Origin of the sequence: Acinetobacter sp. YH12254, assembly GCF_013417415.1 — a bacterium.
GTDB classification, from domain to species: domain Bacteria; phylum Pseudomonadota; class Gammaproteobacteria; order Pseudomonadales; family Moraxellaceae; genus Acinetobacter; species Acinetobacter pseudolwoffii.
In genome coordinates this window covers 214,804-232,169 of the sequence record NZ_VPEB01000006.1, presented here as the reverse complement: position 1 = coordinate 232,169, position 17,366 = coordinate 214,804, and the positions used below count along the sequence as shown (strand labels likewise).

Below are 17,366 nucleotides of genomic sequence, written 5' to 3'. Positions count from 1 at the left end.
AGCAAGAGTGAACCACCTGATCCCTTCCCGAACTCAGAAGTGAAACCTCTTTGCGCTGATGGTAGTGTGGGGTTACCCATGTGAGAGTAAGTCATCGCCAGCTCATTATTCGAAACACCCCCTGCATAAGCAGGGGGTGTTTTTTTGTGCGCGGAATTTATAGCAAAATTAAAAAGTAAAAATAATATTCTGAATTTACTCAAAATACCCCTTAGCGAAATCGTTAATGGGTATTTTTTGTTCTTGTAAATCAAATATTTGAGAATTATTAATTTGGGAAATATAAGAATTTGAAAGCCAGTTCGTATGTTTTTTGGTAAAACTGTGTTATAAAAATTAAAACGGCATAAAAATTGCTTATAGAACAAGATTTTTAATTAAGGGGGTTATAATGAGATTATCAGTGGGCTTAAAAATTGCGAACTCGCTGTCATTAACTCCACAATTGCAGCAAGCAATTCGGCTATTACAATTATCGAGTCTGGAACTGGAACAAGAAGTTCAACTGCAACTTGATAGTAACCCTCTATTAGAAAAAGTTGAAGAACAGATTACCCTTGAACGCTTATCGACACTTGAATCAAATAATGAACACAAAGACCTAACTAATGAACTCAATGCGGATCACCTTCCCGATGACCTACCTGTAGATACCGATTGGGATGATGTCTATACTCATCAACCTACCAGCTTAGGTGCGGCTGAATTCGAAGAGCGAGAAGACAATCGTCAAGGGCATCAGAGCTTACAGGAATATATGCTTGAGCAAATTAACCTGTTAAATTTTTCACAGGTTGATAAATTAATCGCTTATTGCATTGTCGATTCCCTGGATGACAAAGGCTTTTTAGATGCTGAGCTGACTGAAATTACTGCATCGGTACAACATCTTCTATCCTTGATGGGGAGTGAGGAGGAAATTGAAGATGATGAAGTTGCGGTCGTATTAAAGCATATTCAGCGTTTAGATCCGGTGGGTGTAGGGTCTAGAAGTTTGGCAGAATGTCTGTTGGTTCAGCTTGATCATTTACCTGCCTCAACGCCTTGCCGAAATGATGCAATCAAGCTTCTACAACATTATGAATTACTGATTAGTAATGAACTGCCAAAATTAATTAAACAAACCGGGCTAAATCCAGAGCAGTTACGCTATGCGGTAGATTTATTAAAAACTCTGAAACCTCACCCGGGCTTGGAATTTGAAAATAAAGAATCGGATTATCAGGTGCCAGATGTTGTGGTCATGAAAAAGAATAACGCTTGGCATGTCAATTTAAATCCGGATGTACTGCCAAAATTACGCGTCAATCCTTTCTATGCCAAAATGATTCGTCGTGCAGATCAAAGTGACGATAATCAATATTTACGTAACCAGATGTTAGAAGCAAAAAATTTCATTAAAAGCGTTGATGAGCGGCATAAAACATTATTAAAAGTGGCAACCTGTATTGTTGAACATCAGAAAATGTTCTTGGAAATTGGCGCTGAAGGGATGAAACCTTTGGTTTTAAGAGATATTGCCGAAGAAGTAGAATTGCATGAATCGACCGTATCTCGTGTGACCACCAATAAATATATGCTGACACCGCGTGGTTTATTTGAATTAAAATATTTCTTCTCGAGTCATGTGGGCACGACTTCAGGTGGAGAGGCTTCATCTACTGCCATTCGTGCCAAGATCAAAAAACTGGTTTCTGAAGAAAATGCCCGTAAGCCTTTGTCTGATAATGCAATCGCCAATATATTGAAAAATGAAGGGATTGATGTGGCAAGACGGACGGTGGCGAAATATCGTGAATCGTTACATATTCCTTCATCTTCTGAGCGAAAGGTCTTGATCTAAAATTTAAAATCTGGCTATTCTAAAGATTCATTATGACAGCATAATGAATCTTTTTTCTTTTGAGGAACAGTGAAAATGATTTGAATCAGTGCTTAAAATACGATTTTTGAGTTATAAGTTGCTGTATTTAAATTATTTTATATTGTGACTCTTCTAATCCTAACGAAGGTGAGGGATAGAACTATGCAAATAACAATTCGTGGACATCATTTATCTATTACGCCAGCAATTGAAGAACGTATAAAAACCAAATTTTCACAAATGACCAAGCATCTTGATCAGGTGAATAGTATGCAAGTGAAACTCTCTAAAGATCATCAAATTGATAAACGCTCCAGAAAGGGCAGTAGTAACCATATCGCAGAGGCTATTATCAGATTACCGGGCATTGAATTTTTTGCCCATGCCACCGCAGATGATATGTATACGTCAATTAAAATGTTGACCGAAAAACTTAAACGGCAGATTGATCGCTATCGGGAAACGCATTTACAGCAGCATGCTTTGGCTTTGTAAAGGACAAATGATGAAAAAGAGGTTTTAAAAGCCTCTTTTTTTTATATATATAATGTATGGATCCATGAATTATTTTTGCTATTTATAGTAAAATGGCTCGTTTTACACCCTTAGTCCTATAAGAGGTCTTGTGATGAATAATGAACAGCTCGCTGAAATTTTAGAAGCCGCTTTTCCCGAGGCGGATGTTGCTGTGAGTGGTCAGGGCGGAAAATTTGATCTCCGTATTGTGGATGATCAATTTGAAGGTAAGCGTCCAGTTGCACGTCAACAAGCTGTTTATGCTCCTCTCAATGCCCATATTGCCAGTGGTGCAGTTCACGCAGTGACAATTCGAGCAATGACAAAAGAAGAATGGCGCAAAGCAAGCTTATTTGGAGCTTAATAAATTAATGGATAAATTTTTAATTCAGGGCGGTATCAAGCTCGAAGGTGAAGTGCGTATTTCTGGTGCTAAGAATGCCGCGCTTCCATTATTAGCAGCAATGATTCTTGCCGATACGCCAATTACGCTCAAAAATGTTCCTGATCTGAAAGATGTGAATACATTGGTGAAGCTAATTGCCGGTCTTGGGATCACCATGACTTATGAAGGTGATACCGTTACTGCGGATACCTCGACATTAGATAACCAGTTTGCACCATATGAGCTCGTGAAAACCATGCGTGCTTCTATTTTAGTGCTTGGCCCTTTATTGGCGCGCTATGGCAGTGCAAAAGTGTCTTTGCCGGGTGGTTGTGCAATTGGTTCACGTCCTGTTGATCAGCATTTAAAAGCGTTGGAAGCTTTGGGTGCAGAGATTGAAGTTGAAGCAGGCTATGTGCATGCCAAAGTCGATGGCCGTCTTAAAGGTGGCGAAGTCGTTTTCGATATGGTGACTGTCGGTGGTACAGAAAATATTCTGATGGCTGCAGTCTTGGCCGATGGTGTGACCACAATTCGCAATGCAGCACGTGAGCCTGAAATCACTGATCTTGCGCAAATGCTGATCAAGATGGGGGCCAAAATTGAAGGTTTGGATACCGATACGTTAATCGTGACTGGTGTTGAAAGTCTGCATGGCTGTGAATATGCAGTGGTGGCTGACCGGATTGAAACGGGTTCATATCTGGCGGCGGCTGCAATCACAGGTGGTCGTATCAAAACCACACACACAGATCCATCCCTCATGGAAGCTGTGCTGGATAAATTTGAAGAAATGGGCGCAGAAGTCACTCGTGGCGACGACTGGATTGAGTTAGATATGCTGGGTAAACGTCCGAAAGCCGTAAGCTTCCAGACCTTGCCACATCCAGAATTTCCAACTGATATGCAAGCCCAGATCATGGCTGTAAATGCCATTGCTGCAGGCTTTGCGACAATTTCAGAAACGATTTTTGAAAACCGTTTTATGCATGTTCCTGAGTTGGCCCGTATGGGGGCAAACATTCAGGTCGAAGGTAATGATGCTGTCGTAACTGGGGTAGAAAAACTTTCTGCCGCACCCGTAATGGCAACAGATTTACGTGCTTCTTTCTCTTTGGTACTGGCAGCACTTGCCGCTGAAGGTGAAACACTGATTGACCGTATTTATCACATTGACCGCGGTTATGAAAATGTAGAAGCAAAGTTACAAAGTTTAGGTGCCCAAATTAAGCGAGTAAATTAATGAGCGATATGAGAAACGATGATCCAAACTTTGACGTAATGGGCAATTTTGATCATGGTTTAACTTTGGCATTAAGTAAGGGTCGTATCTTAAAAGAAACATTGCCACTGCTTGAAACAGCAGGGATTAATTTACTGGAAGATCCGGATAAATCACGTAAACTGATTTTCCCCACTACGCATAAACAGGTTCGTATTTTAATTTTACGTGCTTCTGATGTGCCGACTTATGTAGAAAATGGTGCAGCCGATATTGGTGTAGCGGGTAAAGATGTATTGATGGAACATGGTGCGCAAAATGTCTATGAACCATTAGACCTGAAAATTGCGGTTTGTAAATTGATGACAGCTGGTAAAGTCGGGATGCAGCGTCCTAAAGGTCGTTTGAAAATTGCGACCAAGTACGTGAATTTAACCCGGCAATACTATGCCAGCTTGGGTGAGCAAGTCGATGTGATCAAGTTGTATGGTTCAATGGAACTTGCACCATTGGTCGGTCTGGGCGATTACATTGTCGATGTGGTCGATACTGGTAATACCTTACGTGCCAATGGTTTAGAGCCACTTGAAGAAATCTGTAAAGTCTCTTCACGTTTAATCGTCAATAAAGCCAGCTTCAAACGTAAGCAAGCCTTGTTAAATCCGATTCTGGCTCAGCTTGAAAAAGCAGTCGAAGAACGCGAAAAGGCAAAACAGGCTTAAAATTGATTGCTTAAGAAACCGCCCAATCCGGGCGGTTTCTTATTTCTCTATATATCAGATTCTATTTAAATCCTTTCATCAATTTTACCCAAAGCTATTTTCAATAAAACTCATAGAGCTAGAGCACTATGTCTGCCGACAAAAGCCTAGAAAACAGGTAAACTAAAGCCTTCGAATTCAAACCTGATGGGTAAATTGATGCGACGTTTATCGACCCAAGATCAAAACTTCAAGCAAGCATTTGCTGACTTGTTGGCTTTTGAGACTGTGAATGATCCTGAACTTTTAAAAACTGTAGATCAAATTATTGCTGATGTTCGTCAGCATGGTGATGCACATGTTCTTAAACTCACTCAACAGTTCGATCGACATCCGGCGCATCAATTTTCAGAGCTAGAACTGACACAAGAGCAGCTCAAAGCTGCCTTTGAAGGTTTAACGACTGAAGTTCGTGAAGCACTGGAATTAGCTGCAGCGCGTGTGCGTGAGTTTCACCAGGCCCAAAAACAAGATGGCTGGACTTATGTCGATGCTTTGGGGAATACGCTCGGTCAGAAAGTGACTCCACTGGATCGTGTCGGGATTTATGTGCCGGGTGGTCTGGCATCTTATCCATCCTCAGTACTGATGAATGCCGTACCTGCACATGTGGCGGGTGTCCCTGAAATTATTATGGTGGTGCCTGCCCCGAATGGTGAACTCAATCCATTGGTATTGGCTGCTGCATATTTGGCTGGCGTAACACGTGTCTTTACGATTGGTGGTGCACAAGCCGTTGCAGCACTCGCATATGGTACAGAAACCGTACCACCTGTCGATAAAATTACCGGACCAGGTAACCGGTTTGTGGCTGCAGCAAAACGTGCGGTGTTTGGTCAGGTCGGTATCGATATGATTGCAGGCCCTTCTGAGATTCTGGTCTATGCCGAAGGCGAGAATAACGCTGAATGGTTGGCGATGGACTTATTGTCACAGGCTGAACATGACACTGTGGCACAAGCCGTTTTCATTACACCTGATGAAGCACTTTTAGATGCTGTTGAAAAGTGGATTGAAAAACACTTAGAAGCATTACCGAAAGCAGATATTGCACGTACTTCAATTGAGAACCGCGGTGCTTTGGTATTGGTAAAAGACCGTGCTGAAGGTGCTGAGCTGATTAACCAAGTGGCGCCAGAACATCTCATGCTATGTTTAGATGAAGCACAAGAGATGGCAGAAGATATTCGCCATGCAGGCGCGATTTTCATGGGTCGTTACACCCCTGAAGCGATTGGTGATTATTGTGCCGGGCCAAACCATGTCTTGCCAACTTCAGGTACAGCACGTTTTTCATCACCGCTGGGGGTTTATGATTTCCAGAAGCGATCAAGCCTGATCATGTGTTCACAAGAGGGTGTTAAAACCTTGGCGAAAACAGCAGATATTTTGGCACAGCAGGAAAATCTAGATGCGCATGCGAGATCGGCGCGTTATCGTTATCAGTAATTAAAAATATAAAACCTCTCTCTAACTCTCTCCTACTAAGGAGAGGGGAAATATTATAAAGAATGAATATTCCTCTCTCTGAATGAGCTTTAAGCATTGTTTTAAAGTGAATGTAAGAGAGGTTAGGAGAGGGAACTTTGAGAATTTAAAAATGAATATCACCACAGAACAAATGCGTTTTTGGAGTCCTGACGTACGTGAATTAGAACCGTATACGCCGGGTGAACAGCCAAAAATCCAGAATATTTTAAAACTGAATACCAATGAAAATCCGTATCCGCCATCGCCTAAAGTGGTTGCGGCAGTGCAGCAGGTATTGGCCAATTCAGCTGATGTGCTGCGTCTTTATCCTGACCCTGATGCATCTGAACTTAAACAGGCCATTGCGAAACAGCAACATGTGCCTGTAGAGACGGTTTTTGTCGGGAATGGTTCGGATGAAGTTTTAGCGCACATTTTTAAAGCATTCTTTGTTCAAGAACAGCCATTGCTTTATCCAGACATCACCTATAGTTTCTATCCGGTTTATAGTCAGTTCTTTGGGGTGAAAACCAAAATTTTACCACTCAATGATGACTTTGAAATTGTGGTAGATGATTATAAACAAGCCAATGGCGGCATTATCATCACTAATCCGAATGCGCCAACCAGTATTGATCTTGGTTTGGTTGCGATTGAAGAAATTCTGCAAGCCAATCCAGATTCAGTGGTGGTGATTGATGAAGCCTATGTCGACTTTGGCGCTGAATCGGCAGTCAAGCTGATTGAGAAATACGAAAACCTAGTGGTATGTCAAACTGCATCGAAGTCGCGTTCTCTTGCAGGATTACGTGTGGGTTTTGCCATTGCTCAGCCACATTTAATTGCAGCACTTGAAGCAGTCAAAAACAGTTTCAACTCTTATCCGATGGATCGTTTTGCGATTGCGGCAGCGGTGGCTTCTTTTGAAGATCAGGAATACTTTGAGGCACAAAATCAGAAAGTCATTGCCAGTCGTGAAAAGTTGGTAGCTCAGCTGAATGAGCTTGGTTTTAAGGTATTACCTTCGAGTGCAAACTTTATTTTTGCCACATTCGTATCTAAAGATGCAGGTGAACTCGCGAGTGAGTTACGTGAGCGTGGTATTATTGTGCGTTATTTCAACAAACCTCGTATTAATCAATTCTTGCGTATTACGATTGGTACAGATGAGCAAAATCAGCGTTTAGTAGATACGCTAAAAAATGAGATTTTGTGTAATTAAAATCCTTTCTAGCCTCCCGTTTTAAAGGGAGGCATTCTCATCTTTATTAAAGGTGAGAAGCATTGCTGCGCAAGGGGGAGATTTGTAGTAAAAAGCGCATCTTAAAATTCACTTTTTATTTATTCAGGCTGATACCAGGTATTTAACAGATCAAGCATCGCTGAAACCTTATCAAAGCATTCTTGATATTCCGCATCACAATCTGAAGAAATGGTAATACCACCACCGGCCCATAAAGAAATATCTTCCTGATACTTTTGAATCGAGCGAATCAGAATATTCCAGGAGCCAGTGCCATCGAAATTGAAATAGCCCATAGAACCACAGTAAGCACCACGTGGTGCACCCTCAAGTTCTTCAATAATCTGCATGGCCCGAATTTTGGGTGCGCCTGTAATCGAGCCACCTGGAAGAGCAGACATGAGTACTTCAAAAGGATTGATATCTGCTTTTAAAGTCGCTTCAACTTCACTGACCATATGATGAACTTGATTGAAACTTTCAATACTAAATAATTTCGGTGTTTTGACTGAGCCTGTTTCGGCATAAACACTTAAATCATTACGTAATAAATCCACAATCATGACATTTTCTGCCTGATCTTTTTCTGAGGCTTTTAGGGTCTGCCTGGATTGTTCATCGAGCACTGGATCAGTAAAACGGGGCATTGTGCCTTTAATCGGTTTGGTAATAATTTTTCGCTTCGTTTCAAAATCAATGAACAACTCGGGTGAGCAGCTTAATAATTCAAAATCACCAATACGCAAATAACCCGCATAAGGCGCTTCGGTTAATGTCCAGAAGGCTTGGGCGGTTGCTAAGAGGGAACCTTGGGCGCGACCATTAAATTCTTGTGTCAGATTAATCTGATAGCAGTCACCTGTAATAATATAATCCTGAATTTTCTGAAATGCCTTGCTGTAGACCGTTTTGGTCCAGCGTGAAGTACAAGGGCTTATTAACTGAAACGTCGGACGAATTTTATTTTGATTAAGTAAGTTCTGAATATAATCGAAGATCTGCTCTGCCTCTGGATCATCACTATAGAACATCCATCCCTCAGAGCTTGGTTTAATATAGGAAGAAAATTGACCAATAAATAAACCAGGTTGAGAGCGGTCCGGATACTGAATATATTGCTGAGCCGCATAATCATAGCCAACAAAACCGACATAACCTCCATGAAATCCAGTCTTGTGAGGATTTCTTAATGCATCAATTTCTAAACTAAACTCAGATGATCTGAGTTGATATTGTTCAATTTCCACTCTTTGAAACGACTGAATATGTGATTGCTGCACAATAAAATATTCTTGAGCACAGCAGGCAATAAAAGGCTGACCATTATTATTTAAATACACCAGATGCCCCAATGTCTTTAATGCGGATAATACATCTGCAACCAGAGGTGATTTAAATTTTAAGGGGCGATGATAGAGAGCTTCGGTCATTCAGTTAAGCAGAGTTCAATATGACTCGCTATTTTATATCAAGAAGACAGGAAAATATTTTTAAATCATCAAATACCGTTTATCGGTAAGCATTGGATTGCGACCAACAACAGTTGATCAAATGATTGCTCGGAGATAACTTAGTTCTGCAAGCAAATTACTCAAGGAAAGATGCTTTGCGTTGTCAGAAAATAAAAAATACAGCGTGAACATTGAGTGATTCACAACCAAAAAAATACTACTCTTGGGAGAGTAAACAATGAAAAAATTCACAAAATTAGTTCTGGCGACTTCAGTTGCATTTAGTGCCAATGCGATGGCGATGCAAGCTATGGATGATGCATCTCTAAGCGAAACAACGGGTCAAGACGGTATTAGTATTGGTATCGGTATTTCAAAAATTGAAATTGAAAAGTTATTCATTCATGATACAGATGGTTATACTTCGCCATCAACTGCAACAGGTCCGGTACCACCTTCAGCACAAAACCCATTAGGTACGCCAGCATCTGCAGGTTGGGGGGGTACAACAACTGCAGGTTCTATTGTTATTTATGGTAATGGTATAGCGGGTGACAAGAATGAAAACCATGGTGTTGTCATTGGGGCAAACTATGATGACAATGGGGCTTACTTACTAACTACTCGTAACCTAGCAGATTTAACGATTGATTCAGATGCGGGCGGTGGCGATCCGTTCATTAACATTGCAGCTGAAGTTTCGGGCTTAGACATCAATATCGGTAAAATTGGTGTGCAAGCCACTGGTGATGAACCCGCTGCTAATGCAAATACTATTCGCCGTGGTGGTCAAGGCAAAGTTAATGACATTTTGTCGGGCTTAACTCTTAAAACAGGTCCTATGTCTGCAAATATTCAATTGGGTGCAGCACCTCAAGGTGCGATGATCAAGTTGAATGCGACTATGATTGGTGGTTTGACAATCAATAACTTGGGTATTCTTGATAATTCAACAGCTGGTGGAACAGTTGCTGCAGGTGTAACAACGTCTGGTCCGGGTGAAATCTTTATCGAGAGTATCAAGCTTACAGATGCTAATTCTAAAGATTTAACTTTAAATCAAAGTATTAGTGTATTTGGTGAGTCAGCTGCAAATGATGGCTTCATTCGTATTGTCAGCACAAGTGGTGCGCATGATAACTATGTACAAGGTATTCACTTAGGTAGTCGTAACGCAGCATCAATTGGTGATATGGAAGTTCAAGGAATGCAGACTTATTATAGTCCAGCGCCACAAGTATATGTACCAGGTGCAATTATTACGATTTCTGGTCACTAGTCTTCATAAAAAAAAGCGCGTGTTTACACGCGCTTTTTTTTATGACTGAATCATTTATCCAAAAAATAAAAAAAATGCTGTATTTTTTTGAAAAAGAAGGTATCTTTCTAGTTACAAGGAAGTAGAGTGAATGCTCTATAAAAAGAAAAATAGGCACATCATGCCCATTATAAGAAAAGTTAATAATTATGTTAGAGATCGCGTTGGGCTCGGCATTGATGTATTATGCTGCCAAAGAAGCTCTGGATATCAAAAAACAGCCAAATGGCGCTGTTCACTATACTGAAGTTCTTGATTCAAGAAATGACTCTTTTGTGCGTATGCACCGTGAAGCTGTACAAGTAAAGCCTGCACTTCTGGATCAATTTCAGGGCATTGTACGTCAAGCCTATGACTATAGTTGTGGTTCAGCCGCCCTTACCACCCTACTTAATGGTTATATCGGTACACAGCTAGATGAACAGCAAGTCATGAATGGACTGATGAAATTCGGCGAAACCGATAAAATTATTGAACGCCGCAGTTTCTCTTTACTTGATATGAAGCGCTTTGTCTCGGCTTTAGGGCTAGAAAGCGGAGGCTATCGAGGAGAGTTCAAAGATTTAGTTAATCAAGATCAGCCTGCTATTGTTCCAATTTCTTATGCCGGATTCAAACATTTCGTAGTTTATAAAGGCTATAAAAATGGCCGGGTGTATGTTGCAGATCCAGCACTCGGTAATATCAGTTTTGACGAGCGGCGTTTTCAGGATGTTTGGGAAAATAATACATTATTCCTGATTAATGTCCCTGAACAATATCGTAAAAACTTTCTGGCATTGAAAGAAGCCGACATGCGCCATGTGGAAGATGCCACGATTAATCGTTATGCCTTGGTCGACATGCAGTATCCACAGTTCTATATGGATAAAATTGCCGATAAAGCCTCGACGATCCGTATGGACCGTAATCGTAATATAGAATCAGAAAAATTTGGAGAATATCAATATAATTTCCTGAGATTGTATTACAAGAATAAATAAAACGAAAAATAGTAATAAAAATTAAAATGGTGAAATGGATATGAACAGTAAATGGATGAACAAGACGTTCTTGGCACTGAGCATTCAAATGGTAATGGGCGTTGCATTTGCTGCAGAAGAGCCGACACTGGGTGAATACGAAACGGTTGATGAGGAAGTTATTGTTGAAACTGCTGTACCTGTACAGGCCCAGACTGAGCAAGTGGAAACACAGGCTGCACAAGAGCCGGAACTCGGTGGATATGAAACAGCTGAAGAAGCAGTGAGTGAAACTGCCGCACCGGTAGAGGCTCAGACTAAACAAGTAGCAGATGCATCCCAAGCTTTACAGAAACAGGAAGGTGATGCTACCCAGGCAGCTAATCTGGAAGAAGTATTTACTTCAAATGAACGTCAGTACTCACTCATTAAAAAAGGTGATATTTCATCATATTACGATATCGATTATACCTACTATCGTGACACTCAACTTGATATTGAAATGGCTCAGGGTCAACTATATCAACTTCGTGTACAAGAGAATGCCACGCATAGTTTGACCAATACTTTCACATTCCAATATGGGGTGAAAGATAACCTGACCTTAACTGCATCCTTGCCTTTAGTGGCCAAGACCGACTTGTTAAAAGACACTTCGACTGCCGGACTAGGTGATATTAGTGTTGGGGCACGCTGGGAACCATTTCCATTAAAAGCTGGCCGTTTACCTTTAATTTTATTTGGTAATTTATCAACAAAAACGGGCGACAGTCCTTATGAAATCAATGCAGCGACAGATCTGGCAGCAGGGAAGGGCTATTACTCAGCAGGAGTGGGTGCCAGTACACGTAAATACATCGATCCGGTCGTGCTGTTTGCCTCCGTTTCTGCAAACTATGGTTTTAAAGAATCAGGCCTGAACCAGCGTCGCGGTTATCGCATTATTGAAGAGTTTGAACCGGGGATTAGTGGGGGGGTTGCATTCGGTTTCGCATACTCATTTAACTATGACGTTTCGATGACCATGTCCTATCAGCAAAGCTTTAATACGGGAGCTGAGTTTAGCTATAACACAGGAGAAAGCTACTCTGCCGCGGATCAGACCAGTTCCACCTTGGCAATTTCATTAGGGGTGCGAGTCTCTCCAGAAACGATTGTAAATGGTACCGTCGGCTTAGGGCTGACCGAAGATGCGCCTGATGTTTCGTTGGGGTTGTCATTCCCGCTTGATATTTTAGGTTTTGGTAAAAAAATCAGTTAATAGGGGTGTCGTATGAAAAACATTCGACTTAGCCCGTTATTAACAGGAATTATTCTTGCGGGCTGTTCAAGTTATACCTTTGCACAATTGGGAACCAACCTTTCGGTTGATTTACGTGCATTGTCCATGGGGAATGCAGTTACGGCGGATCCCCCGGGAGTCAATGCCATTCACTTTAACCCGGCTGCTCTAACTAAAATTGATGGTTTGCAAACCGAACAGCAGATTATTGTGGCGAATTTTGATATCCAGCGGGAGTTTACAGTGCCGGCTGGATATAACGTATTTGGCTATTCTGATGACCCTATCGTCTGTAATGATGGACCGGAAGTTTCATCTGATTTATGTACTGATTTTAAAGGGCCGGTCAGTGGTGATGTGGAATATGTCAGCCTGTATGTCCCTTTTCTGAAAAAGATGGTGGATTTAGGCGAAGGTCTCCCTTTGGCTGCGCCCACCATGGGGATTGCTTATAACCCGCCTGGTTCTAAAGCGACCTATGCAACAGCGGTATATGCGCCTTTAGTCGCTGGTTTCGGTCATGAAGATGGTAATCCGGCAAACTTTATGGGCCAGCAAGTTGCTTTGGAGCGGATTACTTACCTGTCTCCATCGATTGGTTATGAGGTCAATGACCAACTGTCCATTGGTGCTTCTGTCGGAATGTCCTATCAAGCCATTGGGATGAAAACAGATTTACGTTTCCCGAATGAGCTGATCGGGATGTTGCGTATGATCGATGAAGTTGTCTGTACACCATTTAAAGAAAACTCCGACATTATTACCGATATTCTGTTGCTGGGGATCTGTAATGCGGATGAGGGAATGAACCCATTTGGCAAGTTTGGTCAGATGCAACTGGAGCTTGAGCAAAACTTAAGCCCAAGCTATAACCTCGGGATATTGTGGGAGCCACGCGAAGATTTCAGTTTTGGTATGGTCTACCAAAGTGCGGCAAAAATGCGCTTAAAAGGTAAATATCATATTGATAATGCTAAAGCACCACAGGAAATGATCAAGGGTTTAATGACTTCACCGACGGGTCAGATTCTGGCAGCAATTCTTGGGTTTCCTAATTATATTCCATCCAGTGAGTCTGGTTTGGTGTCGATGGATTTTGAATATCCGGCGCATTTTCAGGCAGGTATCAAATATAAAGTCATGCCAGATTTGCAGGTAAATTTTGATATTGGCTGGACAGACTACAAGGTTTGGGATGAGTTTAAGTTCGAGTTTGACCGTACCATTTCAGCCTTAAAAATTGCCAAAATCTTGTCTGCTAATGTCACTGATTCCACGTTGGCTTTGCCGATGGGATTCGAATCGCCGTGGAATTTCGGAATCGGGATGGAGTATTCCGCCACCGACCGTTTAAAACTTCGCGCAGGTTATGAGCCACGAACCAGCGCTATTCCAAAAAATAAGCGCAATACGATGGTTCCTATTAATGGTGCACAGCTATTTGGATTAGGTGTGGGTTATCGTTTTGATGCAGATACTGATTTGGATCTCTCGATTGGTTTCTTGCGCAGTAAAGATCAAATTCCAGCAAATACCAGTAGTTTAGCCAACCAGACCGGCGTGAATAACCTGTTATTAAACCCATATGCAGGTTTAAACGTGAAAACAGATACCAAGATTACCATTTTAGGTTTGAACTATCGCACTCGTTGGTAAGGAAGAAATGATCAAGACAGAAAAAATTGGATTGAAAGTGGTACTGGCATTAAGTCTGGTACCCTTATCTTTTTATACAAGCGCCAGAGAATTTATTACCATTATTGGTCCAGATGGGCGACCATTAGTCGTGCCACGTAATCATAACCCACAGAAAAAAACAGAAGAAAAATCTCTAGCATCGAAAAAAATAGCAGTTGCAGTGGTTCAGTCACCTCCTGTAAAGCAAAACTTAGAAACAGTATCAGCCCTAGAAAATAGACCAGCAGAACTTAAGTCAGACCATAATCTGGTTGTACAACCAGTACAACCAGTACAACCAGTACAACCAGTACAACCAGTACAACCAGTACAACCAGTACAACCAGTACAACCAGTACAACCAGTACAACCAGTACAACCAGTACAACCAGTACAACCGCAGATTGTGAAAGAACTGACAGAATCTAAGCCATTAATAAGATCTGAAACCCAATTGACTCAAATGCCTAAGGCCATGACACCCGCTTCAAGCCCGATGCTACAGAAAACCGGATTCAGTCAGATTGAAGGCGTGGACTATGTGGACAGTGAATATCTTGAGAATAAAGAATTTAATCTAGAAGGCAGGAAACGTTTCTACAGTATGCCCGAGGGCGTGGTAGATAAAAATATCGGCTCTACCCGAATCCAGACCATTGAGCGTGAAAAAGGGCTTGGCCAATCAGTATTAAAATCCTTATTTAAAACGCCTACACTGGATACAGGTCCAGTGGTGCTGGCACAAAGTTATTACCGTATTTCACAAGCTGAAACTAGAGAGAGTTTGGGAAAACAGTGCTTTAATGACAAAAAAATCAAAAAAGCCAAACAGATCAGCCTTAAAAAAGAAGTCAATTTATGGCCTCGTGCGCCTTTGAAAGCAGATGAGTTTGATTTTGAAGTCGTGCAATTACAGTCTGATATCAAGAATATTCAGATTAACTCTTATGCTTCACGCCAAAAAAATCCTACTTATTATTGGCCTTTTGTGGTCTTTTTAGACAATAGAGGCTGTGTTCTGGAAGGAGCGGGTGGTTTTAAAAACCAGGAAGGACAAGCAAATATTATTCAACATGAGCGTATTGAAGGCATTATTCAGATCCCTGCGCAAAGTGAGTATGTGTTATTGACGCCTTTAGCCTCAGCAATCGATGTTGAAGACAAGATGCTCACTAATTATGGACAACTAAAATTAGTCGCCATTCGATAAGGACTATTCGAGTATAACAAGATGAAAAATAAAATATTATATCCATTTGCTTTAACTACACTTTTGGCTGCACTCGCAGGATGTGGTGGGGAGAGTGCCAATGTGATTCCAGAAAAAAATAATGAAGCCACGACCAATGGAACCTGTACAGCAGGGACAGATAATTGTGTGGAATGGGGGCTTGAATATCCGCTGGATGGCTTGAATTTTAATTGTAGTGGCGATAAAGAAAATACCTTCATTACTCTATTTGATAGTAATGCTGGCGTGGCATCCGGAACCTGTCAAAAGACGGATGAGGTTGAATTTTATATTCAGAGTTTTAGTTCAAGCAAAATTACTCTCGGCAAACTTAAGCTGAGCGATTATGCCACCTTTAGTACCCAGACTCAGCTCCCACGTTTAAGTGTGGTCGATATTGCAAAAGGAATTACTGGACGTCAGGTAAATAACTTAGATCAGAATGATCCTACAGTTCAGGTTGCCATGCGTCTGGTGAAAATTCTGCAAGCTCTGGCGATACAAGAAGGCCGTATTGTGAATCCAACGGATGTGCAGCCTTTGTATATTACCGAAGAAATGCGTAAAGACTTGGCTAAAGTGAGTGGAAATATCAGTCTGACGGATGCTAACTTCGCCACAAAAATTAAGGATTTTATCGATGTTGACCAGATTTCTGATGAAGCTGCTTTTGCTACAGTGAAAAAACTGGTAACCATTGCCAATGCCGCGGTTTATCAGCCGGAATTTTCACTATTTTCAACCTCCGGTGTGATTGGTAGCATCCAGTCGGGTTCAGATGGACTGGTGGGATGCAATAAAACACCTTGTGATATTAAAGATCAGAATACCAAACATCTATTTGGTCATTTTATGCTAATCACAGACCGTCAGGGTTATACCTTTGGCAGTGGCCTGCAATGGCGTGATAGCCAGTTAAAACTGCCCGCAAAAAATCTATCTTCACTGGGTGGAATTAATGCTGAACTCATTCGTAATGTGAAACCTGCACAAATGACGGCCGATCCGCAAAGTTCATGGATTCATCCTACCAGCAAAACGATTACTGCACCTTATCGTTTAAATGTCGCAAATAACGCTACGCCACTTGAACTGTATCGGGGCAGTTTGCTGAATGATTATGTGATTGCGGGTAAAGAAGCTTTTTATAAGATGGTCACTGGGAAAACACAGCTGGATGCATCTGATCAAGCCAGTTTAGGGGCATGGCGTCTGGATGCGGATGGTGATCAATATAATGGAAGTGTTGATTTATATAAAATTTTTCCAATCAGCTATCTGGATCGTGCGGTATTTAAAACAGAGCAGAATGTAGCCAGTGGGGAGAAGTATATCTTCCCGATGTATGCCAATCTGGAGTTTAAGTTTAGTGATACGACGGTCAGTCCAGTCACTTTGGGGATTGTGATTGATAGTAATGGTGATGTGCGAACCAATATGCAATCTGAGAATAATCTTGCGACCGACCCAATAACAGGCTGTGAGGGCGATGTGCTTGATAACAATTTATTATTGAATGGCGTACAGCAATACCGGCTTGGAACTTTAGGCCGTGCATTTGTTCGTGATAAATCGGTTTCGATGCGTCTGATTTTGGCCAATGTAAAATTAGGGGATTTGAATGGTGCATTGGTTGGGGTCGATTCACGCATCCAGTCTTCACCAAATTCAAATGATTCGATTGTGATTGGCGGTGCTCTGCTGAATTTGTCCAATGTACTGGATACTGCTGCCGGTCAGAATGGGCGGGTCACCTTCCTGAATTCGGTCGGAGACGGCGTGCAATGGGCCAATACCTATGCCAGTTTCCAGAAAATTTATAACAATAATAATGAGGATGAAACGCCTGACGATATTGGTCTGGCCAAACGAAGCGGTGGGTCTGTTGAGTTTAAACTTGCAGATTGTTATCGCGTCAAAGCTAAAGCGTAATGTCCCATAAATAAAAAAATCCCATCTGCGTATGGGATTTTTTTATGCGCGC

General features: G+C 41.6%; 14 protein-coding genes and 1 rRNA gene. 14 read left to right on the top strand and 1 reads right to left on the bottom strand.

Going from position 1 to position 17,366, the window contains the following annotated elements; genetic code table 11:
- From rrf to hisC, 8 genes are all read left to right on the top strand, one after another.
- Window positions 1-103 (top strand): 5S ribosomal RNA (gene rrf / locus FTV29_RS06695); the annotation flags it as partial.
- A 288-nt stretch (window positions 104-391) separates the two neighbouring features.
- Window positions 392-1,843, top strand: coding sequence for an RNA polymerase factor sigma-54 (locus FTV29_RS06690; RefSeq protein WP_159138542.1), 1,452 nt, complete (start codon window positions 392-394; stop codon window positions 1,841-1,843).
- A 183-nt stretch (window positions 1,844-2,026) separates the two neighbouring features.
- Window positions 2,027-2,359 (top strand): ribosome hibernation-promoting factor, HPF/YfiA family, encoded by a 333-nt coding sequence (gene hpf / locus FTV29_RS06685; protein WP_159138543.1) that lies wholly within the window; start codon window positions 2,027-2,029, stop codon window positions 2,357-2,359.
- Between the two features lie 133 nt (window positions 2,360-2,492).
- A complete protein-coding gene (gene ibaG / locus FTV29_RS06680; protein WP_004730742.1) occupies window positions 2,493-2,744 on the top strand; it encodes a BolA family iron metabolism protein IbaG in 252 nt (83 codons plus the stop codon).
- Window positions 2,745-2,751: 7 nt separating this feature from the next.
- Window positions 2,752-4,008 carry a UDP-N-acetylglucosamine 1-carboxyvinyltransferase gene (murA, locus tag FTV29_RS06675; protein WP_005172524.1) on the top strand — a complete coding sequence of 419 codons (1,257 nt, stop codon included), beginning with the start codon at window positions 2,752-2,754 and terminating at the stop codon, window positions 4,006-4,008.
- Window positions 4,008-4,709, top strand: coding sequence for an ATP phosphoribosyltransferase (gene hisG / locus FTV29_RS06670; protein WP_004646025.1), 702 nt, complete (start codon window positions 4,008-4,010; stop codon window positions 4,707-4,709). Before murA ends, hisG begins: the two co-directional genes overlap by 1 nt.
- Before the next feature lie 186 nt (window positions 4,710-4,895).
- Window positions 4,896-6,197 carry a histidinol dehydrogenase gene (gene hisD, locus FTV29_RS06665; RefSeq protein WP_081273097.1) on the top strand — a complete coding sequence of 434 codons (1,302 nt, stop codon included), beginning with the start codon at window positions 4,896-4,898 and terminating at the stop codon, window positions 6,195-6,197.
- Between the two features lie 151 nt (window positions 6,198-6,348).
- On the top strand, window positions 6,349-7,440 hold the full coding sequence (hisC, locus tag FTV29_RS06660; RefSeq protein WP_159138545.1) for a histidinol-phosphate transaminase: 1,092 nt from the start codon (window positions 6,349-6,351) through the stop codon (window positions 7,438-7,440).
- Window positions 7,441-7,559: 119 nt separating this feature from the next.
- Here hisC and FTV29_RS06655 read toward each other — a convergent pair whose 3' ends face one another.
- Window positions 7,560-8,891, bottom strand: a complete 1,332-nt coding sequence (locus FTV29_RS06655) for an anthranilate synthase component I family protein (protein WP_180075252.1) — start codon at window positions 8,889-8,891, stop codon at window positions 7,560-7,562.
- A gap of 259 nt (window positions 8,892-9,150) precedes the next feature.
- Here FTV29_RS06655 and FTV29_RS06650 point away from each other — a divergent pair, with 259 nt between their 5' ends.
- The 6 genes from FTV29_RS06650 (at window position 9,151) to FTV29_RS06625 (ending at window position 17,314) form a co-directional block, all read left to right on the top strand.
- Window positions 9,151-10,191, top strand: coding sequence for a DUF6160 family protein (locus FTV29_RS06650; protein WP_159138547.1), 1,041 nt, complete (start codon window positions 9,151-9,153; stop codon window positions 10,189-10,191).
- A 188-nt stretch (window positions 10,192-10,379) separates the two neighbouring features.
- Window positions 10,380-11,213, top strand: a complete 834-nt coding sequence (locus tag FTV29_RS06645) for a C39 family peptidase (protein ID WP_005095859.1) — start codon at window positions 10,380-10,382, stop codon at window positions 11,211-11,213.
- 34 nt (window positions 11,214-11,247) lie between these two features.
- Window positions 11,248-12,453: a hypothetical protein gene (locus FTV29_RS06640; RefSeq protein WP_159138548.1), complete on the top strand. Its 1,206-nt coding sequence runs from the start codon at window positions 11,248-11,250 to the stop codon at window positions 12,451-12,453.
- A 12-nt stretch (window positions 12,454-12,465) separates the two neighbouring features.
- On the top strand, window positions 12,466-14,130 hold the full coding sequence (locus FTV29_RS06635; protein ID WP_005095864.1) for an OmpP1/FadL family transporter: 1,665 nt from the start codon (window positions 12,466-12,468) through the stop codon (window positions 14,128-14,130).
- A 7-nt stretch (window positions 14,131-14,137) separates the two neighbouring features.
- A complete protein-coding gene (gene filE / locus FTV29_RS06630) occupies window positions 14,138-15,361 on the top strand; it encodes a putative pilus assembly protein FilE (RefSeq protein ID WP_180075251.1) in 1,224 nt (407 codons plus the stop codon).
- Window positions 15,362-15,382: 21 nt separating this feature from the next.
- Window positions 15,383-17,314, top strand: coding sequence for a hypothetical protein (locus tag FTV29_RS06625; protein ID WP_159138550.1), 1,932 nt, complete (start codon window positions 15,383-15,385; stop codon window positions 17,312-17,314).
- Window positions 17,315-17,366 lie beyond the last annotated feature (52 nt).

What these genes read in the sequence shown, in the direction of transcription:
- hpf (WP_159138543.1), top strand. Translation starts at nt 2,027, where the DNA reads ATGCAAATAACAATTCGTGGACATCATTTATCTATTACGCCAGCAATT.
- FTV29_RS06645 (WP_005095859.1), top strand. Translation starts at nt 10,380, where the DNA reads ATGTTAGAGATCGCGTTGGGCTCGGCATTGATGTATTATGCTGCCAAA.
- FTV29_RS06655 (WP_180075252.1), bottom strand. Translation starts at nt 8,891, where the DNA reads ATGACCGAAGCTCTCTATCATCGCCCCTTAAAATTTAAATCACCTCTG.
- hisC (WP_159138545.1), top strand. Translation starts at nt 6,349, where the DNA reads ATGAATATCACCACAGAACAAATGCGTTTTTGGAGTCCTGACGTACGT.
- FTV29_RS06635 (WP_005095864.1), top strand. Translation starts at nt 12,466, where the DNA reads ATGAAAAACATTCGACTTAGCCCGTTATTAACAGGAATTATTCTTGCG.
- ibaG (WP_004730742.1), top strand. Translation starts at nt 2,493, where the DNA reads ATGAATAATGAACAGCTCGCTGAAATTTTAGAAGCCGCTTTTCCCGAG.
- filE (WP_180075251.1), top strand. Translation starts at nt 14,138, where the DNA reads ATGATCAAGACAGAAAAAATTGGATTGAAAGTGGTACTGGCATTAAGT.
- FTV29_RS06625 (WP_159138550.1), top strand. Translation starts at nt 15,383, where the DNA reads ATGAAAAATAAAATATTATATCCATTTGCTTTAACTACACTTTTGGCT.
- murA (WP_005172524.1), top strand. Translation starts at nt 2,752, where the DNA reads ATGGATAAATTTTTAATTCAGGGCGGTATCAAGCTCGAAGGTGAAGTG.
- FTV29_RS06650 (WP_159138547.1), top strand. Translation starts at nt 9,151, where the DNA reads ATGAAAAAATTCACAAAATTAGTTCTGGCGACTTCAGTTGCATTTAGT.
- FTV29_RS06690 (WP_159138542.1), top strand. Translation starts at nt 392, where the DNA reads ATGAGATTATCAGTGGGCTTAAAAATTGCGAACTCGCTGTCATTAACT.
- FTV29_RS06640 (WP_159138548.1), top strand. Translation starts at nt 11,248, where the DNA reads ATGGATATGAACAGTAAATGGATGAACAAGACGTTCTTGGCACTGAGC.
- hisD (WP_081273097.1), top strand. Translation starts at nt 4,896, where the DNA reads ATGGGTAAATTGATGCGACGTTTATCGACCCAAGATCAAAACTTCAAG.
- hisG (WP_004646025.1), top strand. Translation starts at nt 4,008, where the DNA reads ATGAGCGATATGAGAAACGATGATCCAAACTTTGACGTAATGGGCAAT.